The following is a 23908-nucleotide window of genomic DNA, read 5'->3' as shown; positions in this document are numbered from 1 at the left end:
CGCACAACCGGGCGCCCGCGGTGGGCCGTTCGGTGCTCGTGCCGGTGTCGCCGTCTCCCCCGCCGTCGCGCATGCGGTCAGGCCAGCCGCCCGGGCCGGGGTTCACAGGGCGGTGGGGAGGATCCGGCACAGGTGAGGGCGGTCGGTGGCGGTGCGCAGGGCGTGGAGGACCGCCGGGTGCGGCCGGTCGTACAGGACGGGGTGGTCGCGTTCGCCGGCGGCGGGGTCGGGGGTGAAGGGCAGCCGTTCGCCGTCGAGGGAGAACCGGGCGTCGACGCCGGGTTTGTTGCCGCGCGGGTCCTGCCGGTGCCAGGCGCCGTGGAAGCGGACGGCGACCAGGCCGTGGACGACCTCGAACTGCTGGTAGCACAGCGCGGTGGGGATGTCCTCGGCCCGCAGCAGCGCGGCGAGCGCGTGCGCCTTGGCGTGACAGATGCCGGTGCCCCGCGCCAGGACGTCGGAAGCTCGCCAGGTGACGCGGAGGTCGCCGGAGTCCTGCGAGTGCGGGATCGTGTCCCGCACGAATTCGAACGCCGCCCGCGCATATTCATACGAGTCCGTCACACCTTCGACAAGCCTGGCGGCGGTCTTCCGCACGACGGGATGGTCGTGATCGATCGCCTCATCTACTGCCAAATAGGCGGAGAAGTCAGGATTCTGCTGGATCAGCTGCATGCCGGCAGAGCATAGGCAGGCGACTGAAGAGCGGTCAATGCATTTTCACTCATACGTATAGATATGCATCCAGTGGGGGTCAGCCGTGGCACGGGTGTTCCGCCGCGCGCGCCAGGGGGAGCATGCGGCCACCCGCGGATGCCGAGGACGTCACCTGCCGTGCCCACAGGTGGCGTGCCTTCTCGAAGCAGCGCGCTGCCGCCTGGTGCCGCCCGAGGACCAGGTGGCCGTGGCCGGTTCCGATCAGCGCGAAGAGTTCCGCCTTGGCGTTGCCGGTGGCGCGCGCGAAATCCCGGCCGTCCGGCGGGCCGTCGTCGGTGTCCGCGGCGCGTCGGTGCAGGCTCACGGCGTCGCCGTACCGGCCCCGGGCGCGCAGATGGTGATGGAGCGTGGCCGACTGGTGCCGGGTGTGCTGCGGTCGGCCGTGGGTGGCCGCGTGGGCTGCGGCGGCGAGCAGGTTCTCCACCTCGGCGTCCAGCCAGGTCTCCGCCTCCGCCGGACTGCGGAACACGAGGACGGGCGTGCCGGCCACCGGGCCTCGGGGGCGCCGGGCCCGGTCGCACGGGTACAGCGTGTCCATCGCCGTCGACGCGGTGTGGGCGTAGTGGTCGAGGAGGCGGTGGACCGCGGCCCGGCGGTCCGCCTCGGGGTCCTCGGCGGCGGCCGTGGTCCTGGCGTGCAGGCGGATCAGGTCGTGGAAGCGGTAGCGGCCCGGGGCCGGTTCGGTGAGCAGGTGGCAGTCGACGAGGTCGTCGAGCAGCCGGACGGTGTGCGCGACCGGGGTGTCGGTGAGCGCCGCGGCGGCGTGGGCGTCGAGGTCGGGCCCGGGGTGCAGGCCGAGCAGCCGGTAGGTGCGCCGCTGCTCGGCGGTGAGATGCCGGTACGACAGGTCCAGGGCGGCGGGCACGCTGCGCCGGGCGTCCTGCGGCTGCTCCGGCCGCTCCTGGCGCTGCGCGAGCCGTCCGGCGAGGTCGTCCACGGTCCACGCCGGCCGGGCCTGCAGCCGGGCGGCGGCCAGGCGCAGCGCCAGCGGCAGGCGCCCGCACAGCTCGGCGACCTCGGCCAGGCGTTCGAGGGGTACGCGGGCCAGCCTGCCCGTGTCGGAGGGGTGGGTGAAGCGGCGGGTGAACAGGGTGATCGCCTCGGCGGGCGGCAGGACGTCCAGGGAGATGTGGCAGGCGTCGGGGAGACCGATGAGGCGCCGGCGGCCGGTGACCAGGACCAGGCAGCCGGGCGCGGCCGGCAGCAGCGGGACGACCTGGGACTCGCTGTGGGCGTTGTCCAGCACGACGAGGGTGCGCGTGCCGGTGAGGCGGGTGCGGTAGAGGGCGGCGCGCTCGTCGAGACGGGGCGGGATCCCCTCGTCCGGAATGCCGAGGGCTCGGAGCATGGATTCCAGCGCGGTCGCGGGGTCCACGGGGTCGGCGCCCTGCGTGCAGCCGTGCAGATCGACGAACAGCCGGCCGTCGGGGAAGGCCGGCGTCAGTCGGTGGGCGGCGTGCACGGCGAGGGCGGTCTTGCCGACGCCCGCCATGCCGTCGATGACGCCGATCGTGACCGCCGTCGCGCCCCGGCCGGGTCCGAGGGAGAGGATCTGCCTCAGTTCAGCGCGTCGGCCCGTGAACCCCCCGCAATCGGCGGGGAGTTGGGACGGGACGACAGGGAGATACGGCTGCCGCGGTGACGGGTCGGGGGCAGCGGGTCCTGTTCCCCGAGCGGCGGGTCCGGCTACCGGGACGGCGGGCCCGGCAGCCGTGGGTGCCGGTGGGGCGGCGGCTCGCACGCCCTGCTCACCGCCCGCGCCGAGCCGCCGGTGCAGCGTCAGCCAGGCACGGCGTTCCTCGTCCGGGCAGCCACAGGCGTGCAGGAACGCCGACACGAGCTCGGCGCGCGGCAGGGACACGCGGTTCAGCGCACCGGCCAGCGTGCTGTGCGACAGCGCGTGCCCCCGGCGGGCCGCGCGCGCCTCCAACTGCCGGTAGGTCAGTCCCGACGCCTCCTTCAGGCGCCGCAGTGAGGCGACGAACGCGGCGGCGTCCCCCACCTCATGAGGCGCTGTCCCCCGGTCGTCCCCCATGTGACTCATCCTTGCCAGGGGCCCGTCCACTGGCAATGTCGATTCCAGCCTGGCGGCTGTGCCGTCGGACAGGTTCCGGACAGAAATCCGCACAGGTCCGTGACCGGGCCGCACGGTGGCCGAGCTGTACGGAACAGCCCTCCGGCGTTGCCCCGGCTCCCCGCGCCTTCACAGACTCTCCCTTGCCACGGGGGCCGCCCGCCCTCGTGAACCGAAGGGGGAAACCTTGATGTCCAGAATCACGCTCCTGCTCGGCGCGCTGGCGATGACGGTGCTCGCCGCGTTCGCCGGGGCCGGCACGGCAAGCGCCGCGGCCGACGGCCGCTCGGCCTTCGTCGCCCAGGCCCGGGAAGCCGGCCTGAGCGCCGGGAAGGCGGCCGGTCTCCAGGCCAAGGTGGACGCCTACCTGACCGAGCTGGCCGGAACGGGCACCCAGGTGTCGCCCAACCAGATCGACCTGAACGGCGCGATGCTGAACGTCGCCGTGCCGGGTGAGAAGCAGCCGCGGCAGCTGGGAGAGACGGGCACGGCCGCGGAAGGACCCAACGCCGCAGAGTGTGTGAGTGGGGCGCGCTACGGGTGGTTCTGCGCGTACAAGTACCAGGGCTTCACCGGCGACAACATCGGCATGTACTCGTGCGGCTGGGCGCGGACCATTCCGTGGTTCACCGTGGGGTCGTGGGACAACAACCAGACCGCGGGCACTCGCCCGCTCCTGACCTTCACGAACGGGTCGACCTGGTCGATGCCTGGCGCCCGCAGCTCTCAGACCACCGGCGTGGACTGGGCGCCGGTGCGCAACATCCAGCCCTGCTGACCAGGCGTACGGCCTTCGCGCGTCACCCGCGCGAAGGCCGTCGTCCGTCTCCGCCGGTGTCTTGAACCCCAGTCACCCACGGATCGTGGCCGCCCGCGAGGAAGGCGGTGCCCGCTATCGGGCCATCTCCTCCTTGAGGGCGGCCACGAACGTGTCCACGTCCTCCTCGGTCGTGTCGAAGGCGCACATCCAGCGGACGTCGCCCGCGGCCTCGTCCCAGAAGTAGAAGCGGAACCGCTTCTGCAGCCGCTCGGTCACGTCGTGCGGGAGCCGCGCGAAGACGGCGTTGGACTGCACCGGGTGGAGGATCTCCACCCCGTGCACGGCGCGCACGCCCTCGGCGAGGCGCTGGGCCATCTCGTTGGCGTGCCGGGCGTTGCGCAGCCACAGATCCTTGGCGAGCAGCGCCTCCAGCTGCACCGACACGAAGCGCATCTTGGAGGCGAGCTGCATGGACAGCTTGCGCAGGTGCTTCATGCGGCGCACGGCGTCGGGGTTGAGGACCACGACGGCCTCGCCGAACAGGGCGCCGTTCTTCGTGCCGCCCAGGGAGAGGATGTCGACGCCGACGGCGTTGGTGAAGGTCCGCATGGGGACGTTCAGGGAGGCGGCGGCGTTGGCTATCCGGGAGCCGTCCAGGTGCACCTTCATGCCGTGCACGTGGGCGTGCTCGCAGATGGCCCGGATCTCCTCCGGTGTGTAGAGCGTGCCGAGTTCGGTGCTCTGGGTGAGGGAGACGACCTGCGGCATCGCGCGGTGCTCGTCCTCCCAGCCGTACGCCTGCCGGTCGATCAGCTCGGGGGTGAGCTTGCCGTCGGGTGTGGGCACGGTGAGCAGTTTCAGGCCGCCCATGCGCTCGGGGGCGCCGCCCTCGTCCACGTTGATGTGGGCGCTCTCGGCGCAGATCACCGCGCCCCAGCGGTCGGTGACCGCCTGGAGCGCGACGACGTTCGCGCCGGTGCCGTTGAACACCGGGAACGCCTCCGCCGTCGCCCCGAAGTGGCTGCGGATGATCCGCTGGAGGTTCTCGGTGTAGTCGTCCTCGCCGTACGCGGTCTGGTGCCCGCCGTTGGCCAGGGCCAGGGCGGCGAGCACCTCCGGGTGGGCCCCGGCGTAGTTGTCACTGGCGAAACCGCGGACCTCCGGGTCGTGGTGGCGACGCGCGTCGGTCTTCGGGGGGTTCACGGCTTCTCGGTCAGCCACAGACGGTTTCCGTTCACTTCCGCGGCGGGCTTCTCCCAGACTCCGGCGATGGCGTCGGCCAGGTCCTTGACGTCCGTGAAGCCCGCGAACTTCGCGTTGGGCCGCTCCGCGCGCATCGCGTCGTGGACCAACGCCTTGACCACCAGGATCGCAGCCGCGGACGTCGGCCCCTGCTCGCCCCCCGCCTTGCGGAAGTAGTCGCCCATGGCCAGCGTCCACGCCTCGGCGGCGGCCTTGGCGGCGGAGTACGCGGCGTTGCCCGCGGTGGGGTTGCTCGCGCCGGCGGCGCTGATCAGGACGTACCGGCCGCGGTCGCTGCGCTGGAGCGCCTCGTGGAAGGCGAGGGAGGTGTGCTGGACGGTGCGGATGAGCAGCTTCTCCAGCAGGTCCCAGTCGCCGAGGTCGGTCTTGGTGAAGGTCTGGCTGCCGCGCCAGCCGCCGACGAGGTGGACCAGGCCGTCGACGCGCCCGAAGTCCTTCTCGATGCGGGCGGCCCAGTCGCGGGTCGAGTCCAGGTCGAGCAGGTCGACCTTCTCGCCGGTGACCGTGGCGCCGCCGTGCGCGTAGCGGGCCGCGTCCACGGCCTCGGCGAGCCGCTCCGGGTCGTTGTCCGAGCCGATGACGGTCGCGCCCGCCTCGGCGAGCCTGAGCAGCGCCGCCCGGCCCGCGGGTCCGCCCGCTCCGGCCACCGCGACGACCGCGCCGTCGAGAGCCCCGTTCCCCATGTTCGCCTCCAGCGATGCTTCGTCGGTGCGGTCGCTCACGCGGCGACCCGCTCGGCGCCGTCCGCCGTGATCCCCTTGGTGGAGGCGATCACCTTCTTGAGCTTCTTGGACAGGGCCTCGTAGAACATGCTGAGCGGAAACTCGTCCGGAAGCACCTCGTCGACGAGCTTGCGCGGCGGCTGGGTCAGGTCCAGGGCGTCGGGGCCCTTGGCCCAGGTGGAGCCGGGGTGCGGGGCGAGGTAGGTGGAGACCAGCTGGTAGCCGGCGAACCAGTGGACGAGCTTGGGGCGGTCGATGCCGTCGCGGTAGAGCTTCTCGATCTCGGCGCACAGCTCGTTGGTGACCTGCGGGGCGCGCTGCCAGTCGATGGACAGCTTGTTGTCGGTCCAGCGGACGACGTCGTGCTTGTGCAGGTAGGCGAAGAGGAGCTGGCCGCCGAGGCCGTCGTAGTTGCGCACCCGCTCGCCGGTGACCGGGAAGCGGAACATGCGGTCGAACAGCACCGCGTACTGCACGTCGCGGGCCTGCGGGACGCCCTCCCCGGCGAGTTTCACGGCCTCCTTGAAGGCGGTGAGGTCGCAGCGCAGCTCCTCCAGGCCGTACATCCAGAACGGCTGGCGCTGCTTGATCATGAAGGGGTCGAAGGGCAGGTCGCCGTGGCTGTGGGTGCGGTCGTGGACCATGTCCCACAGCACGAAGGCCTCTTCGCAGCGCTTCTGGTCGTGGACCAGCGCGGCGACGTCCTCGGGCAGTTCCAGGCCCAGGATGTCGACGGCGGCGGCGGTCACCCGGCGGAACCGGGCGGCCTCGCGGTCGCAGAAGATGCCGCCCCAGGTGAAGCGCTCGGGGGCCTCGCGCACGGCGATCGTCTCGGGGAACAGGACGGCCGAGTTGGTGTCGTAGCCGGCCGTGAAGTCCTCGAAGGTGATGCCGCAGAACAGCGGGTTGTCGTAGCGGGTGCGCTCCAGCTCGGCCAGCCAGTCCGGCCAGACCATGCGCAGGACGACCGCCTCGAGGTTGCGGTCGGGGTTGCCGTTCTGCGTGTACATCGGGAAGACGACGAGGTGCTGGAGGCCGTGCACGCGGTGGGCGGCGGGCTGGAAGGCCAGCAGCGAGTCGAGGAAGTCGGGCACCTGGAAGCCACCCTCGGCCCAGCGGAGCAGGTCCTGCACGAGGGCCTCGTGGTAGGCGCGGTCGTGCGGCAGCAGCGGGGACAGCTCGCGCACGGCGTCGCAGACCCGGCGCACGGCGCGCTCGGCGTCGGCGCGGGCCGGGGCGCCCTCGGCGTCGAAGTCGATCGATCCGTCCTTCGACTGCCATGGCCGGATCTGCTCCACGGCATCCTTGAGCACGGGCCACGCCGGGTGCTCCACCACCCTGGTCGCCGGAGGAACCTTCTCCTCCGCACCCACCTGCACAAGAATTTCCGTCATGTCCCATCCTCCACAGGAGAAGCTCACGTAAGGACACCGTAGAGGGACGAGGTTTCTCCCAGCAAGAGGATCATCGGGAAATTATCCTGCACACCCCGGCCCTTCACCGCACTTTTTCCTGTCGGACACGGTTCGGGGCGGGACCGGTCCGGAGTGCCGGGGGATACCGTCGGACACGGGCCGTTAGGCTGCGGCCCTGCCGTGCGGACGGATCCCTTCCGTTCCGTCCGCCGAGCCGCCGTCGACGGAAGCGAGTGGAACATTGAGCCTTCTCACCATCGGCCACCGCGGGGTCATGGGCGTCGAACCCGAGAACACGCTGCGGTCCTTCGCCGCCGCCGAGCGGGCCGGTCTGGACGCCGTCGAGCTCGATCTGCACCTGAGCAAGGACGGCGCCCTGGTCGTCATGCACGACCTGGACGTGGACCGCACGACCGACGGCAGCGGCCCGATCGCCGAGCACACCCTCGACGAGCTGCGCGCGCTGGACGCGGGCCGCGGGGAGCGGGTCCCGGTGTTCGAGGAGGTCCTGGACACCGTGCGGGCCCCGCTGCAGGCCGAGATCAAGGACGTGGCGGCGGCGCGCGCCCTCGCCGAGGTGATGCGTGAGCGGGACCTGGTGCCGCGGGTGGAGGTGTCCTCGTTCCACGACGCGGCCATCACCGAGATCGCCCGGCTGGTGCCGGGCGTGCGCACGGCACTGATCGCCAGCCGGTACGGCCTCGACGTCGTGGACCGCGCCGTGGAGGCGGGCGCCGCGACCGTCTGCCTCAACCTGCGCCGGCTGACGCTGGAGGTGGTGGAGCACGCCCGCAAGGCGGACCTGCGGATCATCGGCTGGGTGGTCAACACCCAGGAGCATCTGCGGCTCGCGCACGCCCTGGAGCTGGACGGCGTGACCACCGACTACCCGGAGATCAAGCGCACCGGCCGCTTCACGGCCTGACGCTCAGCCGAGCTCCTTGACCAGCAGTTCGAACTCCAGGTCGTCGCGCTGCGGGACGCCGAAGCGCTCGTCGCCGTAGGGGAAGGGCGTCGTCCGCCCCGTACGGCGGTAGCCGCGGCGCTCGTACCAGGCGATGAGGTCCTCGCGCACGGAGATCACGGTCATGTGCATCTCCGTGACGCCCCAGGTCTCGCGCGCCTGCCGCTCGGCCTCCGCGAGGACGATCTTGCCGACGCCGCCGCCCTGGACCGTGGGGCTCACCGCGAACATGCCGAAGTAGGCGTGCTCACCGCGGTGCTCCAGCTGGCAGCAGGCGATGATCCGGCCGTCCCGCTCGACGACCTGCAGCCTGCTGTCGGGACCCTTGATGACCTCGATCACGCCCTCCGGGTCGGTCCGCTGCCCCTCCAGGATGTCCGCCTCGGTGGTCCACCCGGCCCGGCTGGCGTCCCCGCGGTACGCCGACTCGATCAGCGCGACGAGTTCGGCCACGTCGGCGTCGCCGGCGTCGCGGAAGGTCAGTCCGGTGGTGGCGGTCACGGAATCCATGAGGGGACGGTCTCCGATTCTGGGCGCGGCAGGGACTGGACGAGCCTAACTGTGCCACTAGGCTCCGCCCATGGTGCAGGTTCTCGCGGGGCGGACGCTGATCCGGCCCACCGATCCCGAGCGGTCCCGTGACTTCTACGGGCGGCGGCTCGGTCTCGCCGTCTACCGGGAGTTCGGCACGGGGCCGGAGCGCGGCACGGTCTACTTTCTGGGCGGCGGCTTACTGGAGCTGTCGGGGCGGGCGGAGGAGCCGCCGTCCCCGTCCGTGCGGCTGTGGCTCCAGGTCCCGGACGCCGACGCGGCTGTGGAGGAGCTGCGGGCGAAGGGCGTGGACATCGTCCGTCCGCCCGTGCGGGAGCCGTGGGGGCTGATCGAGACGTGGGTCGCCGATCCGGACGGCATCCCGATCGTGCTGGTGGAGGTGCCGGCGGACCATCCGCTGCGGTACCGGCCCGGCATCTGACGCCGCCGCACCGGCCCCGGGCCGGGCCACCGCGCCGGGGCGGGTGGCGGCACGGCCGCCTGCCTCCCGCGCCGGGCCCGGGAGGGCTGCGGTCGCCTGCCTCCCGCGCCGGGTGGAGGGCCGCACGGTCGCGTACCTCCCGCTCGTGCCGTACGCGCCCGTGCCAGGTCAGGCCCGCGCGGGTCCCAGCCTGCCCTCCAGGTGGGCGAGCAGGTCGCCGAGGAGGGTCGCCAGGTCGCCCTGGCCCGCCGGGGCGACGCCGGACAGTACGGACCTCTCGTAGGCCAGCTGCTCGGGCAGGATGCCGTCGACGAGGTCACGGCCCGCGTCGGTGAGGCGGACGTGGGCGACGCGGCGGTCGCGGGAGTCACCGCGGCGCTCCACGAGGCCTCGCTCGGTCAGGTGCTTGAGGCGTTTGGTGACGGCCGTGCCCGAGGCGAACGTCTCGCGGGCCACCTCTCCCGGCGTCAGCTCGCGCCCGGTGCGGCGCAGCGCCCCGAGCAGCTCGTACTCGGAGCGGCTCAGACCGGCCCGGCGCAGCGGCGCGTCCTCGGCCTGCTGGAGGAGGGCGGCGCAGCGGTTGATGCGGCCGATGATCTCCATGGGCCCGGTGTCGAGGCCGGGGTGGACGGCCCGCCACTGCCGGACGACCGCGGCGACCGTGTCGTCCGGCGCCCCGGGCGTCTCCTCCGCTCGCGTGGTGTCCCCGGTCGCCGGCCGTCCGTTCGCTGCCGTCATGGCCGTGCGTCCTCCCGTTTCGTGTCGCTGCCCCGGTCCACGGTGTTCCCGCCCGGCGCACCCCGTCCGGGTGCGGTCCCCGGCGTCGTACCGTCGCGGCGAGCGTACGGTGTCCGGGTCGCCCGGCGCGCACGGCCCTCTCCCGGGGCAGGGCGCGCCGCCGCGGTTCGCCGGACGCGGGCCCGCCGGGCCGGTCGGCGCGGCGCACTCCCCCGAACGCTCCCCGTCCACCCCTGTGCGCTCGCGTGCGCGCCGCGAGACCCGGGCATCCCTTGACCGACCGTGCGGCTCGAACGGGGAGGTCGGTGTGCACGGACCGGCATCGTCCGGCTGGCTGCTGGTCGCGCTGTGCGCGGCGACCGGCGCCCTCTGCCTGCTGCGGATGCGCAGCGGCGTCGAGGAGCAGCGCCGCTCGGCCGGCGGCGATGCGCTCATGGGGTTCGGCATGGCGGTGATGGCCGTGCCGGCGGCGGTGTTCAGCCCGCCGTGGTGGGCCTGGCCCGGCTACGCGGTGGTGTTCGGGGCGGCCGGACTGCACGCCCTGTGGGCCGCACGCACGGACGCGCACCATCTGCACCACCTGGTGGGCGCCACGGCCATGGTCTACATGGCCGCCGTCATGGCGGACTCCGCGGGCCGGCCGCACGCCCACTCGGGCGCGGGCGTCCCGCTGCTCACCGGGACACTGCTGCTCTACTTCGTCGGATACGTCCTGCTGTCCGGGTACCGGCTGGTGCCCGTCCCCGCCGGGCCGGGCCGTGCGGCGCCCGCGCGTGCCGTCGCCGGGGGCACCGGCTGGGGCGACCGCCCGGAGCTGGCGCGGGCGTGCCGGCTGTCGATGGGCATCGCCATGCTCGCCATGCTGCTGACGCTCTGACGCGGCCGACGGGCACGCGGCGGGCCGGGCGGGACCGTTGCCTGCGTCACTTTGTGCGGCATGCCGCACCACGGGCGGCGCGGCGCTCGTAGGCTGCCCTCATGATCCTCCCCGCGGTCCTGCTGCTGCTCGGCGCCCTGACCGCAGTGGCCGCCCCACGGCTGCTCGCCGGTGCCGGGTGGCCGGACCGTGAACCGGTGGTCGCGCTGTGGGTGTGGCAGTGCGTGATCGCGGCCGTCCTGCTGTGCTGCGCGCTGTCGATGACGCTGAGCGCGGCGGCGGCGTGGCGGGCGGTGGGCGGGCACGTGTTCGCGTCGGCGCCCGGCGCGGTCGTGGAGGCGTACACGCTCGGCACGGCCGGGCCCTGGGCGGCGGCGACGGCGGTGACCCTCGCGTGCAGCGGGCTGTGGAGCGCGGCGATGCTGGTCCGCGAGATCGCCCGCGCCCACGCCCGGCGTCGCCGGCGCCGCACCGAACTGCTCGCGCGGGCGCCCCTGTTGCCGGGCGAGGAGCGCGGCGGCCGGCTCGTCGTCCTGGAGGGCGAACGGCCCGAGGCCTGGTGGCTGGCCGGCCCGGAGGGCCAACTGGTGGTGACCACGGCCGCGTTGCGCCGGCTGAAGGGGCGGCAGCTGGACGCGGTGCTGGCCCACGAGCAGGGGCACGCGCAGGCCCGGCACCACTGGCTGCTGCACTGCTCGGCCGCGCTGGCGGGCGGCTTTCCGCAGGTGCGGGTTTTCGCCGTGTTCCGCGAGGAGATGCACCGGCTGGTCGAACTCGCCGCCGACGACATGGCCTCCCGCCGCTTCGGCCGCCTCACGACCGCGCTCGCCCTGGTGGAACTGAACGAGGACCGCGGCGTGTTCGGTCCCTGCCCCACCCCGGGGGCGCATGTACGGCAGCGGGTCCACCGCCTCCTCACTCCCCCGGACCGGCTCCCGGCGACCCGCCGCCTGCAACTGACTGCGGCGGCCTCACTCGTCCCGGTGATCCCGGTCCTGGTGGCATTCGTCCCCGGCCTGCGGGCTCTGGGCTAGAGCGGCCCGCGCGGGCCGCCCGGACCGGCCGGGACCGACGGCGGGATTGGCCTCGCGCCCCGCCGTTGCGCGAGGATCGACGCATGGGTACCCCGTCCGTCGACTCCCCGCCCCACCCGCCCCGACACCGCCGCGCCCTGGGATGGTCCGGCGTGCTGGCCGCCTGCTCCGTGCTGCTGCTCGCCCTGGTCGCCGCCGAGTGGCGGCCCTTGATGGGGCTGGACGGGGACATCTCCCGCACCACGCACCGCTGGGCGGTCGGTGAACCGGGGCTGACGCAGGCCTGCCGCATCCTGACGGACTGGGTGTGGGACCCGTGGACCATGCGCCTGCTGTGCGCGGCCGTCGCCGTGTGGCTGCTGGTGCGGCACGCCGCCCTGCGGACGGCGGTGTGGCTGGCGGCCGTCTGCGCGCTCGGCGGGCTGCTGCAGCAGGGCGTCAAGGCCGCGGTGGACCGGCCCCGGCCGGTGTGGCCCGACCCGGTCGACTCCGCCCACTACGCGGCCTTCCCGTCCGGCCACGCCATGACCGCCACGATCGTGTGCGGCCTGCTGCTGTGGCTGCTGCACCACTACGGCGCCGGCCGCGTCCTGTTCCGTACGGCGCTGGCGGTCGCCGTGATCTCCGTGACGGGCGTCGGCCTGACCCGGGTCTGGCTCGGCGTCCACTGGCCCTCGGACGTGGTGGGCGGCTGGCTCCTGGGCGCCCTGACGGTGACGCTGGCGGTGCTGGCGCACGGGCGTGGGCGGCCGTGAACCGCCCCGGCACGCCACTGCCCCCTCCACGGCCGGATCCTCACCCCCCGCGAAACGCCGCCCCCTAGGATCACCCCATGACCGCCGTGCTCTTCGACTTCTCCGGCACCCTCTTCCGCGTCGAATCCACCGAGTCCTGGCTGCGCGGGGCGCTCGACGAGGCGGGGGTCCGGCTCCCGGAGGCCGAGGTGGTCTCGGTGGCGAAGGCGCTGGAGGAGGCCGGGGCGCTGCCCGGCGGCGCCCCGCCGCTGCGCGTGCCGGAGGAACTCATCGAGGTCTGGCAGATCCGGGACCGCAGCGCCGAACTGCACCGCGCCGCCTACACCGGCCTGTCCCGGCAGGTGCCGCTGCCCGACGCCGCGCTGCACGACGTCCTCTACGACCGCCACATGGCCCCGGCCGCCTGGCGGCCCTACCCGGACGCCGCCGAGGTGCTACGGGAGCTGCGGGAGCGCTCGGTGCCCGTCGGCGTGGTCAGCAACATCGGCTGGGACCCGCGCCCGGTGTTCCGCGCACACGGTCTGGACCGCTGGATCGACACCTACGTACTGTCGTACGAGCACGGCGTGCAGAAACCGGATCCGGCGCTGTTCGCGGTGGCGTGCGAGGCGCTGGGGGCCGATCCGCGCAAGACGGTGATGGTCGGCGACGACCGGCGGGCGGACGGCGGCGCGGCGGTCCTCGGCTGCCGGGTGCACTTCGTCGACCACCTGCCGGCGGCCGAACGGCCGGACGCGCTGCGGCCGGTGCTGGACCTCGTGGATTGAGCACGGCCACCGCCGCGCATCGCTCCGGCCGGAGGCCCAGGGCCGTCACCCGGGCATGCCGACGTCCGTCTCGGACGATCCCCCGCGTCGCCCGAGACGGACGGCAGCACCGACCGGACCCCTCGCAGGGGTCGGCCCGGATGCGTTGAGTATAGTTGGCTGGCAGCCAGTCAACGCAGGAGTTACAGCATGTCCCCGCGCAGCGCCTTGGTCAATGAAGAATTGCGGCGGCGCTCCAAGGAGCGGCTTCTGCAGGCGGCGGTCGAACTCGTCGGCGAGCACGGCTACGACGCGACCACCCTCGGCGACATCGCCGACCGGGCCGGCTCCGCGCGCGGTCTGGTGTCGTACTACTTCCCCGGCAAGCGCCAGCTCGTGCAGTCCGCCGTGCACCGGCTGATGCACCGCACGCTGGAGGAGGCGCTGGAGCGCGAGCCGCGCACCGAGGACGGCCGGGAGCGCCTGGCGCGGGCGATCGACGCGATTCTCGGTCTGGCCCGGGACCGGCCCGTGCTGATGCGCCAGCACATGTCCGGACTGCTCCAGGCCGAGGGCTTCGTGCCGTGCCCGGAGCAGCGGCGGCTGGCCGAGCTGCTGCGGGACACCGTCGCCCGGCGCGGTTCCCGGGACGTCGACCACGACTACCCGATGCTGCGCGCCCAGTTGATGGGGGCGGTCTACGCGGCGCTGATGCCGGGCGCGCCGATGCCCCTGCCGGCGCTGCGCGCCGAGTTGTTCACGCGGTACGGGCTGGACTGGGAGATGGGCGTCCCGCCGGACACCGAGGCGCCCGGCGGGACGTGTGAGACCGACCTGTCGCGCTATTTCGCGACCGGGGCGGTCGAGTGCCCCGTGGAGGGTCAGTCGAAGTAGTCCGGCTGCGTCTGCACGTTGAGCTCGTGCAGCCTGACCCGCTGTGCGGGGTCGGTGCGCCGGTCGGTGAGCTTGAGGACGTCGAAGCCCTTGGCAATGTCGTTCGAGTAGATGTAGCCGTTGTAGTAGTACGCGGACCAGGAGCCGGCGACGACGATCCGGTCGGTGGTCAGCGGGCCGCGCTCGAAGTAGGCGATCTCCTTCGGGGCGCTGGAGTCGGTGAAGTCCCAGACGGAGATGCCGCCCTGGTACCAGGCCTGGACCATGAGGTCCTTGCCCTTGACCGGGATCAGCGAGCCGTTGTGGGCCACGCAGTTCTCGGTGTCGGCCTGGTGGCGGGGGATCTTGAAGTAGCTGCGGAAGACCAGCTTGCGCTCGTCGCCGCTGCCGGTGATGTCGTAGATGCCGTCCGCGCCGCGGTTCGGGCCGATCTGCGCGTTGCAGGTGGCCGCGCCGCCGCCGCCCAGCTCGTCGGTGAACACGACCTTGTTGGCCTTCTGGTTGAAGGTCGCCGAGTGCCAGAACGCGAAGTTCACGTTGTCCTGCACGCGGTCGATGACCTTCGGGTTCTCCGGGTCCTTGATGGACAACAGGATGCCGTCGCCCATGCAGGCGCCGGCGGCCAGGTCCTTGCTCGGCAGCACGGTGATGTCGTGGCAGCCGGTCGTCTTGGAGACGCCCGGGTTGGTGGGCGCGCCGGGGTTGCCGCCGCCGTCGGGGCCCTCACCGGGGAACAGCACCGGGAAGGAGACGACCGCCGCCTTCTCGGGGGCGCTGCGCGGCACCTTGATGACGGAGATGCCGTCGTGCGGCGGCCGGCAGTCGGGGAACGCGGCGTTCGGCGAGTATGACGACACGTAGACGTACACGTTCTTGCGCTCGGGCACCAGCGTGTGGGTGTGCGAGCCGCAGGCGGTCTCGACGGCGGCGACGTACTTCGGGTTCGCCTTGTCGCTGATGTCGAAGACCTTCATGCCCTCCCAGGAGGACTTCTCCGTCGCGGGCTGGGTGGTGCTGCTGCAGCTGTTGTCGCTGCGCGAGGAGTCGGTGGACAGGAAGAGCAGGTTCCCGGAGACCGAAATGTCGTTCTGGGAGCCCGGGCAGAGGACCTGGGCGACCGTCTTGGGGGCCTTCGGGTCGCTGATGTCGAAGATCCGGAAGCCGTCGTAGTTGCCGGCGAACGCGTACGAGCCCTGGAAGGCGAGGTCCGAGTTGGTGCCGGGCAGCTTGTCCTTCGGGATGTTGACGAGGTGTTCGATGTTGGCGGAGTGGACTATCTGGTCCTGGGCGGGTATCTCACCCTCGCCGATGGCCTCCCGCACCTCAGCCCGGGTGCTCTCGGACACGCTCTTCTGCTTCGTCGGGCCGTCCCCGGGGTCCGGGACGGCCGCGGCGGGACCCGCCGCGAACAGCGAGGCCAGGAGGCCGGCGGCTGCCGTGGCAACCCCCAGGCGTCTGCGACGGGTTCGGTTGTTCAACAGGATCACTGTTTCCTCCCTAGCGCCGTTCACGTGCGAACGGTTCACGCAGCACGCAGTATTGCCCTCGCCATGCCCATACCAACAGAGGGAGACGAACTCGCAATGAAGTTTTCTGCTCAGTAATGAGCCGAAGCGTGCTAGGACGGTCATCGCACCCACAAGGTGCCTCGCAATGCGCCCGTCACAGGAGGTCGATGTGTTCTCCCGCCGCCCGCCCCGCGTCCTTCTCGTCCCGGCCACGCTGACCGCCCTGGCCGTGCTCGGCCTCGCGGGCTGCGACTCGGAAGCCGGCACCAAGACCTCCTCGGCGAGCGGGCCTTCGGTGATCGCGCCCGGCAAGCCCGGCGAGGACAACCGGACCCTGTCCCCGCAGGAGGCCGCCGCACACATGGGCGACGACTCCCCCAACTCCGCGGACGTCGAGTACGCGCGGATGATGATCCAGCACCACCGGCAGGCGCTGGAAATGACCGAACTCGTCCCGGAAAAGGCGGAATCCACGAAGGTCAAGAGGCTCGCCGAGCGGATCTCCGCCGCGCAGGGCCCGGAGATCGAGACCATGAGAAGCTGGCTGAAGACCCACGGCAAGAAGGAACAGCCGCGGGGACACGGCGGGCACGGCCACGCCGCGATGCCCGGCATGGCGAGCGCCGGCCAGCTGAAGAATCTGCGCGCGGCCGAGGGGAAGGCGTTCGACCAGCTCTTCCTGACCTTGATGATCACGCATCACGAGGGCGCGGTCACGATGGCCGCGGACGTGAAGGCGCAGGGCAACAACGTGCAGATCGAGGAGATGGCCGACGACGTCATCGCCCAGCAGACCAGCGAGATCACCCGCATGCGGCAGATGATGTGAGGAACGCGTCCGGCTGGTGCGAGGAACGTGTCCGGCCGATGCGAGGAGCGCGTCCGGTTGATTGGGGAATGCGCCCGGTCAGCGCCGGATGTGACGAGGCGTCAGGAGTCCCGCGTCGCGGGCCCGTCCGATGAGCCTGAGCGCCCCGCGGCGGTCTCGGCCGGTCGCGTTCATCACCGCGAGGACGGGGTCGGCACCCCTCTCCTGTGCCGCGCGGTACTCCCGCGCCACGAGCCCCGCGTCGACCTCGTCGGCGCCCTCCGGCCGGCTGGCCACGCCGCAGGCCTCGGCGAGCGGCCCCTCCAGCCAGTCGGCGAGCACGGTCAGGTCGTCCAGGGAGAGCGGCGGCCGGGCCCGCACGTCCTCCAGGGACACACCCCGCCCCGACCGCACGGCCAGCGCGTCGACGCGCGCCCCGTCGGCGAACTCCAGCCGGACCTCGAACCACGACGTGGCGCCGTCGCCCTCCCGCACCTCCCACGCGGGCCGCACGGAGACGGCACCGTCCGCCGGGCGGCGGCCGGACAGATGAAGAAAAGATGCTTCTAGCACACACGGAACGTAACCGCATCATCACACTCCATACGAACGGACACGCGCCGCCGCCGGGCACTGCACCCTGCCGGCGGAGCCGCAACGGTGCGATGCTGGAGAGGTCAGCCACTCCTTGACAAGATCCCCAGGGTGAGGAGTTCGGCCGTGCTGCGTGTCGCCGTCGTCGGTTCGGGGCCGAGCGGGTGCTACACCGCCCAGAGCCTCGTCCAGCTGGACCCCGACGTACTCGTGGACGTCCTGGACCGGCTGCCCTGCCCGTACGGCCTGGTGCGGTACGGCGTGGCGCCCGACCACGAGAAGATCAAGTCGCTCCAGAACAGTCTGCGGGCGGTGCTGGAGCACGAGCGGGTGCGGTTCCTCGGCGGTGTGCGGATCGGCGGGCCCGGTGGCGTGCCGGCCGAGCGACTGCGGGAGCTGTACCACGCGGTCGTGTACTGCGTGGGCGCCGCCACCGACCGGCACCTCGGCATTCCGGGCGAGGAGCTGCCCGGCAGCTGGTCGGCGACCGAGTTCGTGTCCTGGTACAGCGCCCATCCCGACGTCCCGGCGGGCGACGGCTTCGTGCGCGACGTGCGGTCCGCGGTCGTCATCGGCGTGGGCAACGTCGCCGTGGACGTCACCCGCATCCTCGCCAGGGCCGCGGCCGAGCTGTCCCCCACCGACATGCCGCAGGGCGCACTCACCGCGCTCGCCGCGAGCCGGGTCCGGGACATCCACATGGTCGGCCGGCGCGGCCCGTCCCAGGCCCGCTTCACCACCAAGGAGCTGCGCGAGCTGGGCACGCTGCCGGACGCCGGGGTGGTCGTGGACCCGGCGGAACTCGCGCGGGACCCGGGCTACGCCGACCCGTCGGCCCTGCCTGCCGCGCAGCGCCGCAACGTCGAGGTGCTGCGCGGCTGGGCCGACGCGCCCCCGGCGGGCAGCGGACGCCGGATCCGGCTGCGGTTCTTCCTGCGCCCCGTCGAGGTGCTCGGCGCGGACGGGAGGGTGGCCGGGGTGCGCTTCGAGCGGACGGCACCGGACGGGCACGGCGGCGTCACGGGCACCGGCCGGTACGAGGACGTCGAGGCGCAGCTGGTGCTGCGGTCGGTGGGGTATCGCGGGGTGCCGCTGGAAGGGCTGCCGTTCGACGCGGTGACCGGTACGGTGCCGCATCTGGCGGGGCGGGTACTGCGCGGTGGTGTGGTGGCGCCGGGCGAGTACGTGGCCGGGTGGATCAAGCGCGGCCCGACCGGGGTGATCGGCAGCAACCGCCCGTGCGCCAAGGAGACCGTGACGTCACTGCTGGAGGACGCCGCCGTGCTCGTCCGCAGGGACGTTCCCGACGACGCGGTCGATACGCTGCGGGCCGCTGGGGCCGAGCCGGTCGGGTGGCCCGGCTGGCAGGCGATCGAACGGGCCGAGGCCGAGCTGGGGGCGTCGCTGGGCCGGGGCGTGGTGAAGCTGCCGGACTGGGAGGCACTGCTGCGGGCGGCGGGGGCAGCGGGGGCGTAGCGCGGCTCTGGGCGGGGCGGTTCGGGATCGTCGGGCCGGCAAGGCGGGTTCGGCGGCGGAGCGGTCAAGTCCCGGCAGGAGGCCGACCGGGCCGCCGCCCTCCCCGCGGCACGCACGCGCGTCGGTGCCTCGGGCGTCGCAGACGTGGGCTCCCCGACCGCCAAGGCACGCGAGCAAGGAGCCGGCACGTCCCGGGACGAGGCCGACCGGGCCGCCCACCCCGCGGCACGCACGCGCGGAGAGACCCGGGCATCGCCTCCGCGGACTCCCTGCCCGCCCGCCGGGGCGAGCAGGGACCGGGGAGGCGGCCGGGCCAGGCGCCCGCGTTCAGGTCACGGTCTCCGGCAGCCGTGCGGTCACCGCTCGTTCCAGACGTGGCAGTACCCGCTGGCCCGCCAGGGCGAGCACGATCGCCGCGGCGACGCCCGCCCAGGCGACCGGGCCGAGCGGCGTGCAGCCGAACAGCTGGCTGGCGCCGGGAGTCTCGACCAGGGCGACGAGCGCGGCGGCCGAGCCGAGGGACGTGACCTGGACGAGCGGGCTGCCACGCCGGTCGGCCAGGGTCTGGGCGAGCTGGGTGCCGACCACCGCGCACAGCGCCATCGTCGTGGAACGGCGTGCCGTGCCCGGCGTGAAGCGGCCGATCATCCAGGCCGCGGTGGCGCCCGCGCAGGTCGTCAGGGCCCGGTGGCGGATCTGCCGGACGAGGGGCTCGCCCAGCAGTTCCGTGCCAAGGGGTTCGCTGCGCTCCTCGGGGTCCGCCGGACTCTCCCCGGCGTCCTCCTTGGGGGTCACCGCGACCGCCATCGCCGGGAACAGGTCGGTGAACAGGTTGACCAGCAGCATCTGCCGGGTGGACAGCGGCGCGCGGCCGGCCAGCAGGGTGCCGACGATGCCGAAGCCGACCTCGCCGGCGTTGCCGCCGATCAGGATGGCGATGGCGTCGGCGACGCTGTGCCACAGCGCCCGGCCCTCGGTGACCGCCTCGATCAGCACGGACAGGTCGTCCTCGGTGAGCACCAGGTCGGCGGCGTTGCGGGCGGCGGCCGAGCCGCGCGCGCTGATGCCGACGCCGATGTCGGCGGCGCGGATGGCCGCCGCGTCGTTGGCGCCGTCGCCGACCATCCCGACCACCCGCCCGGCGTCCCGCAGCGCCTCCACGACCTGGAGCTTCTGCTCGGGCGCGACCCGCGCCACCACGCCGGCGTCGCGCAGCATGCGGACGCGTGCGGACCGGTCCGCGGCGGCGAGTTCGTCGCCGGTGACGACGCTGGTGCCCTCCGGCCAGCCCAGGTCCTCGGCGATGGCGCGGGCGGTCTGCGGGTGGTCGCCGGTCAGCATGACCGGCCGTACGCCCGCGTTCCTCAGGCCCCGGACGAGGGCCGGGGACGTCTCGCGGGAGACGTCGGCCAGCGCCAGCAGGCCCGCGAACTCCAGGTTCTCCACGGCTTGTTCGAGGGCCTCGGAGGCGTCCTCGCCGTCGCGCAGCGGCCGCCTGGCCACCGCGAGGACGCGCAGCCCGTCCGCGGCGAGGTCGTGCGCCCTCCCGGAGGCATGGTCCGGCAGGTCGCGGCAGGCAGGCAGGACCGTCTCCGGGGCGCCCTTGACGACGAGGACGGGCCCGCCGTCCTCGTCCCGGCCGACGGCGGCGGCGTAACCGCGGCCCGCCTCGAAGGGCTGGCCCTCGATCTGCCGCCACCCGGGGTCGTCCCCGGCCGCGTCGAGCACGGCCTCGTCGGTCGCGTGCACCGGCTTGTCCGAGCCGCCGTCCAGCCGCGGGCAGGCCCGGGCCGCGGCCCGCACGGTGTCGGCTGCCTCCGGCTCCTTCACCTTGTGGACCGTGCCGTCGGCGTCGGTGACACGGACCAGCCGCAGCCGGTTCTCGGTGAGGGTGCCGGTCTTGTCGAAACAGATGGTGTCCATCCGGCCGAGGGCCTCCAGGGTGCGCGGGGTGCGCACCAGGACGCCGCGCCGGCTGAGCCTGCGGGCGGCGGCGAGCTGGGCGACGGTCGCCACCAGCGGCAGACCCTCGGGCACGGCCGCCACGGCCACCGCCACACCGCCGCTGACCGCGTCACGGATCGGCGTGCCGCGCAGCAGGGACAGGCCGGTCACCACCGCGCCGCCCGCCAGCGTCAACGGCAGTGCCTTGCGGGTGAGTTCCTGGAGCCGGGCCTGGACTCCGGCGGAGGGCGGGGTGCGGGCGGCGAGGTGGACGGCGCGCGCGGCCTCGGTGTCGTCGCCGGTGTCCACGACGACGGCACGGGCCTGGCCGGCGACCACGGTCGTGCCCTCGAAGACCATGCAGCGCCGGTCGGGCACGGCCGCCCGGGGTGTCGGGTCGGTCCGCTTGTCGACCGGCAGGGACTCGCCGGTCAGCGCGGACTCGTCCACTTCCAGGCCGTCCTCCCACAGCAGCCGGGCGTCGGCGGGTACGACGTCGTCGCCCTTCAGCTCGATCACGTCGCCCGGCACGAGCTTCGCGGCGTCCACGATCCGGGGAGCCTTGCGGGAGCCCTTCCCGGCGACGCGGGCCTTCTGCTTCTGGTCGGCCAGCAGCCCGGACAGGGCCCGCTCGGCGCGCAGCCGCTGCACGCCGCCGACCAGCGCGTTCAGGTCGAGCGCGCCGACGACGAGGAGGGCGTCCACGGCCGACCCGAGGATCGCCGAGGCGGCCGAGCCGACCGCGAGGACGGGCGTGAGCGGGTCGTCCAGCTCACCGCGCACGGCCCGGGCGAGCTGCACCGTCCAGCGGGCCGGAGCGAGCAGCGGGTGCCGGCCGGCGGTGCGGGCGGCCTCGCGGATACGGGAGGCGGCCTGCTCGGCCTCGGTGGGGCCGGGGCCGTGCTCGCGTTCCAGCCGGGCCTGTACGTCCGCCGGGTCCAGCGCGTGCCAGGCCACCCGGGGCCGGGGGTGCGGCGGGCGTGCCGTGGCCACCTTGAGGGCGGCCCGGGCGCCGCTGAGCAGGGCCGCCGCCGCGCCCAGGTCGACGGGCGCGTGCCGCAGCCCGGGCAGTGGGCTGTGCCTGCGGCCGCCGGACTCGCCGACGGCGACGAGCAGTCCGGACAGTGCGGCGCCGGACCGGGCCAGCGTCTGCGACCGGCCGCCGATCGCGCGGGCGGCCGGGACCGCGCTCAGCAGCCGCCACACGTCGGGCAGTCCGTGCAGCGCGAGGATGTCCGCGCCCCACGCCACGCACTCCGCGTCGGTGAGGGCGACGGCCACGTCACCGGCGAGCAGTCCGGTGAGGACGTCGGTGTCGTCGGCCGAGGCGATGCGGGCGACCGTGATGAGGCCGCCCTCGCCGCGCAGCCCGGCCACCACGTCCGTGAGCGGCCGGTCGCCGCTGACGACATGGTCGGCGAGGGCGGTGAAGTCGGCCAGCGCCGGGTCGTCGACCATCACGACGCGCAGTCCGGCCTGCCGTGCCGCGTCCAGCACCGGTTCGGCCCACGGGTCCGCGCCCGAGCCGGGGGCGCGCAGCGCGCTGGGGTGCAGGACGACCGTGTCGGCCATCTCCAGTTGCCGCAGCCGTTCGGCATCGCGTACGAGTACGCCCGTGCGGGACAGGGCGGCGCCGAGTACGGCGTGGAAGGCGGCGGGGCCGTAGCGCGCGGCCTTGGGCGAGCCCGCGAGCACCGCCTCGGCGGCCTCGGCGCCGTCGTGCTTCACGAGCAGTGTCGCCAGGGCTCCGGCGAGGCTGCCGGTGGCGGCGTGGGAGGCGTACTCCTGGGCCGGGGAGGTGCGCAGCGCCGGGCGCGGGTGGCCGCCCGGCGGGATGCTGATCCGCTCCGGCAGGCACACCCGGTCGTGCACGGCGTCGAACGCGGCGGCCCGGAACATCGTGTCCAGCAACTGGGCGGCACGCAGCGTGCCGTCCAGCACCAGCCCGGTCGGCGTCTGCCCCGCGCCGTGGGCGACGGCGTTGGCCGCGGCCAGGACGACGTCCATGCGGTCGGGGCCGAGCCGGGCCCGCAGCCGGCTCCGTACCCGCGGGTTCTCCCGCACCAGTGTCACCAGCGCGGTCACGGCGCGTGGTGAGGGCGGCAGCCGCAGGGCGGACGCGGTCAGCCCGGCCGCGATGCCGATGCCGTCGGCCGCGAGGGCCGCTGCCGCGGCGCGCACGCCCGACGGGTTCGCCGGGTGCGGGATGTCCGCCGCGCCCTCGTCGGTGGGCGCGAGGCCGTGGCGGGCGGCCGACTCGGCCACCCGCTCCAGCACCCGGTCGACGACCTCGCTGTCGACGGCGGTCACCACCAGCCGGCCGAGGCCGCCGTCCCAGTACGCGAGGGCCACGTCGGGGTGGCGCGCCAGCTCGGCGGCGACCCGTCCGGCCGCCCGCCGCAGCCCGCCACCGCGCCGTACGCGGTCGTCCTCGGTGACCGTCAGCGCGACGTGCGCGCGGCTGCCGGACCGCCAGGGCCGCGGCGCGTTCGGCAGCGCGTTGCGGGCGACGCGCGTGATGCGCACCGCGGTGTCGGCGCTGCGCACCCCGGCGCGTGCCGTGCCCGCCACCGCCCCGGCGGCGGCACCGACGACGGGGGCGGTGCCGCGCGCGAGCAGCCGCGGTCCCGCCGACACCAGCGCGACGGCAGCCGACGGGGCCGCCAGCAGTCCCTTGCCCATCAGGCTCCTCACTCTTCCCTCAGCGCGGCCGAGCAGGTCGGCCGGTCGTCGTTCCGTTCAGGGCTTGGTGGTCCGCCCGCGCCGCGCGGTGGAGCCGCTGGTGGCCGATTCGGCCGTGGAGTCACTGGACCCCGCAGTGCCGCCCGTGTCGCTCGACGCCGGCGGCGTGGGGGAGGTGCTCGCGGTCCCGGCGGACTTGGCGCGCCCGGCGTGCGCCTTCGTTCCGGAGGAGGGCTTGCCGGTCGGCGTGCCGGTGCCCGTCGAGGGCCTGCTGCCGGAGTTCCCGGTGCCGGAGGTCTTTGTGCCGCCGGAGGACCCGGAGCCGGAAGCCGCGCCGGAGGTCGTCGTGCCGCCTGCGGACGGGGTTCCTCCGGATGCCTCCGCGCCGCCGCTCCCGGACGACGTGGTCTTCCCGCCGCTCGCCGGCTCGGTCTCCGAGCGCTCGCCCCGCGGCTGGGTCAGCCAGGCGACGGCCGCGCCCGTGAGGGCCACGGGCCACTCCACGACGCCCGCCACGCCGAGCACGCCGGCCCCGGTGTAGACCGCGATGCGCCTGCCGCGCGGCGAGACGATTCCGACCTTGTCGAGTGTGCCTTCGGCCACCCTGCCCACCGTCCCCGCGCCCGGCACCTTCCGCAGCGCGGAGGCCGCCGTCAGCAGCGGCGCGGCCACGGTGCGCAACGGCGCGGGGAGGGGCGCCGGCGACTGCTGCTGCCTTGCCATGACTCACTCACCTCGTGTCCCATTCCCGAGACCTGCCGGGTTCCCGCAATCGCGCAGGTCATCCGCCCGGCACGAGATCCGTACGGTGAGGTCTTCAGGAGGGCGCACGGCAGGCGCGGCCAGGCCCGCCGTACGGCGGCGGGGGGGGGGGGGCCCCCCGCCCCCCCCCCGCGCCCCGGGGGGGGGGGGGGGGGGGGCCCCCCGGCCCGCCCCCGGGGGGGGGGGGGGGACCAGGGGGGAC

Annotated in this window: 21 protein-coding genes; 10 read left to right on the top strand and 11 right to left on the bottom strand. The window is 74.0% G+C overall.

Annotated elements, in window-relative coordinates:
- Positions 1-102: 102 nt before the first annotated feature.
- On the bottom strand, positions 103-675 hold the full coding sequence (locus AB0M97_RS25935; RefSeq protein WP_365963385.1) for a transglutaminase domain-containing protein: 573 nt from the start codon (positions 673-675) through the stop codon (positions 103-105).
- A gap of 79 nt (positions 676-754) precedes the next feature.
- Entirely contained in the window at positions 755-2752 is a 1998-nt protein-coding gene (locus AB0M97_RS25930) for an NB-ARC domain-containing protein (protein WP_365963384.1), read from the bottom strand.
- 229 nt (positions 2753-2981) lie between these two features.
- Here AB0M97_RS25930 and AB0M97_RS25925 point away from each other — a divergent pair, with 229 nt between their 5' ends.
- Complete coding sequence (locus AB0M97_RS25925; RefSeq protein ID WP_365963383.1) at positions 2982-3569, top strand: hypothetical protein; 588 nt, start codon at positions 2982-2984, stop codon at positions 3567-3569.
- A gap of 114 nt (positions 3570-3683) precedes the next feature.
- Here the strand turns inward: AB0M97_RS25925 and AB0M97_RS25920 are convergent, their stop codons facing one another.
- The 3 genes from AB0M97_RS25920 to AB0M97_RS25910 are packed head-to-tail and all read right to left on the bottom strand — an operon-like array spanning position 3684 to position 6930.
- A complete protein-coding gene (locus AB0M97_RS25920; RefSeq protein WP_365963382.1) occupies positions 3684-4754 on the bottom strand; it encodes a low specificity L-threonine aldolase in 1071 nt (356 codons plus the stop codon).
- Positions 4751-5497 carry an SDR family oxidoreductase gene (locus tag AB0M97_RS25915; protein WP_365963423.1) on the bottom strand — a complete coding sequence of 249 codons (747 nt, stop codon included), beginning with the start codon at positions 5495-5497 and terminating at the stop codon, positions 4751-4753. Before AB0M97_RS25915 ends, AB0M97_RS25920 begins: the two co-directional genes overlap by 4 nt.
- A 35-nt stretch (positions 5498-5532) precedes the next feature.
- Positions 5533-6930, bottom strand: a complete 1398-nt coding sequence (locus AB0M97_RS25910; protein WP_365963381.1) for a DUF6421 family protein — start codon at positions 6928-6930, stop codon at positions 5533-5535.
- Between the two features lie 262 nt (positions 6931-7192).
- Between AB0M97_RS25910 and AB0M97_RS25905 the strand changes: the two genes are divergently transcribed.
- Positions 7193-7876 (top strand): glycerophosphodiester phosphodiesterase family protein, encoded by a 684-nt coding sequence (locus AB0M97_RS25905; protein WP_365963380.1) that lies wholly within the window; start codon positions 7193-7195, stop codon positions 7874-7876.
- 3 nt (positions 7877-7879) lie between these two features.
- Here the strand turns inward: AB0M97_RS25905 and AB0M97_RS25900 are convergent, their stop codons facing one another.
- Entirely contained in the window at positions 7880-8425 is a 546-nt protein-coding gene (locus tag AB0M97_RS25900) for a GNAT family N-acetyltransferase (RefSeq protein WP_365963379.1), read from the bottom strand.
- 70 nt (positions 8426-8495) lie between these two features.
- On the opposite strand from AB0M97_RS25900, the gene AB0M97_RS25895 reads away from it, so the two are divergent.
- Complete coding sequence (locus AB0M97_RS25895; RefSeq protein WP_365963378.1) at positions 8496-8888, top strand: VOC family protein; 393 nt, start codon at positions 8496-8498, stop codon at positions 8886-8888.
- 168 nt (positions 8889-9056) lie between these two features.
- Here the strand turns inward: AB0M97_RS25895 and AB0M97_RS25890 are convergent, their stop codons facing one another.
- Positions 9057-9626 (bottom strand): MarR family transcriptional regulator, encoded by a 570-nt coding sequence (locus AB0M97_RS25890; RefSeq protein WP_365963377.1) that lies wholly within the window; start codon positions 9624-9626, stop codon positions 9057-9059.
- Between the two features lie 307 nt (positions 9627-9933).
- Between AB0M97_RS25890 and AB0M97_RS25885 the strand changes: the two genes are divergently transcribed.
- The 5 genes from AB0M97_RS25885 (at position 9934) to AB0M97_RS25865 (ending at position 13932) form a co-directional block, all read left to right on the top strand.
- Positions 9934-10503, top strand: coding sequence for a DUF5134 domain-containing protein (locus tag AB0M97_RS25885; protein ID WP_365963376.1), 570 nt, complete (start codon positions 9934-9936; stop codon positions 10501-10503).
- Positions 10504-10604: 101 nt separating this feature from the next.
- Positions 10605-11537: a M56 family metallopeptidase gene (locus AB0M97_RS25880; protein ID WP_365963375.1), complete on the top strand. Its 933-nt coding sequence runs from the start codon at positions 10605-10607 to the stop codon at positions 11535-11537.
- Between the two features lie 83 nt (positions 11538-11620).
- Complete coding sequence (locus AB0M97_RS25875) at positions 11621-12292, top strand: phosphatase PAP2 family protein (RefSeq protein WP_365963374.1); 672 nt, start codon at positions 11621-11623, stop codon at positions 12290-12292.
- 77 nt (positions 12293-12369) lie between these two features.
- Positions 12370-13059, top strand: coding sequence for an HAD-IA family hydrolase (locus AB0M97_RS25870; RefSeq protein ID WP_365963373.1), 690 nt, complete (start codon positions 12370-12372; stop codon positions 13057-13059).
- 189 nt (positions 13060-13248) lie between these two features.
- Positions 13249-13932, top strand: a complete 684-nt coding sequence (locus AB0M97_RS25865; RefSeq protein ID WP_365963372.1) for a helix-turn-helix domain-containing protein — start codon at positions 13249-13251, stop codon at positions 13930-13932.
- On the opposite strand, the gene AB0M97_RS25860 is transcribed toward AB0M97_RS25865, so the two are convergent.
- Complete coding sequence (locus AB0M97_RS25860) at positions 13920-15419, bottom strand: hypothetical protein (protein WP_365963371.1); 1500 nt, start codon at positions 15417-15419, stop codon at positions 13920-13922. The genes AB0M97_RS25865 and AB0M97_RS25860 overlap by 13 nt on opposite strands.
- A 166-nt stretch (positions 15420-15585) precedes the next feature.
- Between AB0M97_RS25860 and AB0M97_RS25855 the strand changes: the two genes are divergently transcribed.
- On the top strand, positions 15586-16269 hold the full coding sequence (locus AB0M97_RS25855) for a DUF305 domain-containing protein (protein WP_365963370.1): 684 nt from the start codon (positions 15586-15588) through the stop codon (positions 16267-16269).
- A gap of 78 nt (positions 16270-16347) precedes the next feature.
- Here AB0M97_RS25855 and AB0M97_RS25850 read toward each other — a convergent pair whose 3' ends face one another.
- Positions 16348-16821 carry a DUF6214 family protein gene (locus AB0M97_RS25850; protein WP_365963369.1) on the bottom strand — a complete coding sequence of 158 codons (474 nt, stop codon included), beginning with the start codon at positions 16819-16821 and terminating at the stop codon, positions 16348-16350.
- 147 nt (positions 16822-16968) lie between these two features.
- Here AB0M97_RS25850 and AB0M97_RS25845 point away from each other — a divergent pair, with 147 nt between their 5' ends.
- On the top strand, positions 16969-18318 hold the full coding sequence (locus AB0M97_RS25845) for an FAD-dependent oxidoreductase (RefSeq protein WP_365963368.1): 1350 nt from the start codon (positions 16969-16971) through the stop codon (positions 18316-18318).
- A gap of 327 nt (positions 18319-18645) precedes the next feature.
- Here the strand turns inward: AB0M97_RS25845 and AB0M97_RS25840 are convergent, their stop codons facing one another.
- Positions 18646-22944, bottom strand: coding sequence for a cation-translocating P-type ATPase (locus AB0M97_RS25840; protein WP_365963367.1), 4299 nt, complete (start codon positions 22942-22944; stop codon positions 18646-18648).
- Positions 22945-23001: 57 nt separating this feature from the next.
- Positions 23002-23667, bottom strand: a complete 666-nt coding sequence (locus AB0M97_RS25835) for a hypothetical protein (protein WP_365963366.1) — start codon at positions 23665-23667, stop codon at positions 23002-23004.
- Positions 23668-23908: the final 241 nt, after the last annotated feature.

The sequence above is a fragment of the Streptomyces sp. NPDC051207 genome (assembly GCF_040682395.1).
Classification (GTDB): domain Bacteria; phylum Actinomycetota; class Actinomycetes; order Streptomycetales; family Streptomycetaceae; genus Streptomyces.
This window is presented reverse-complemented; position numbering and strand designations above follow the sequence as displayed.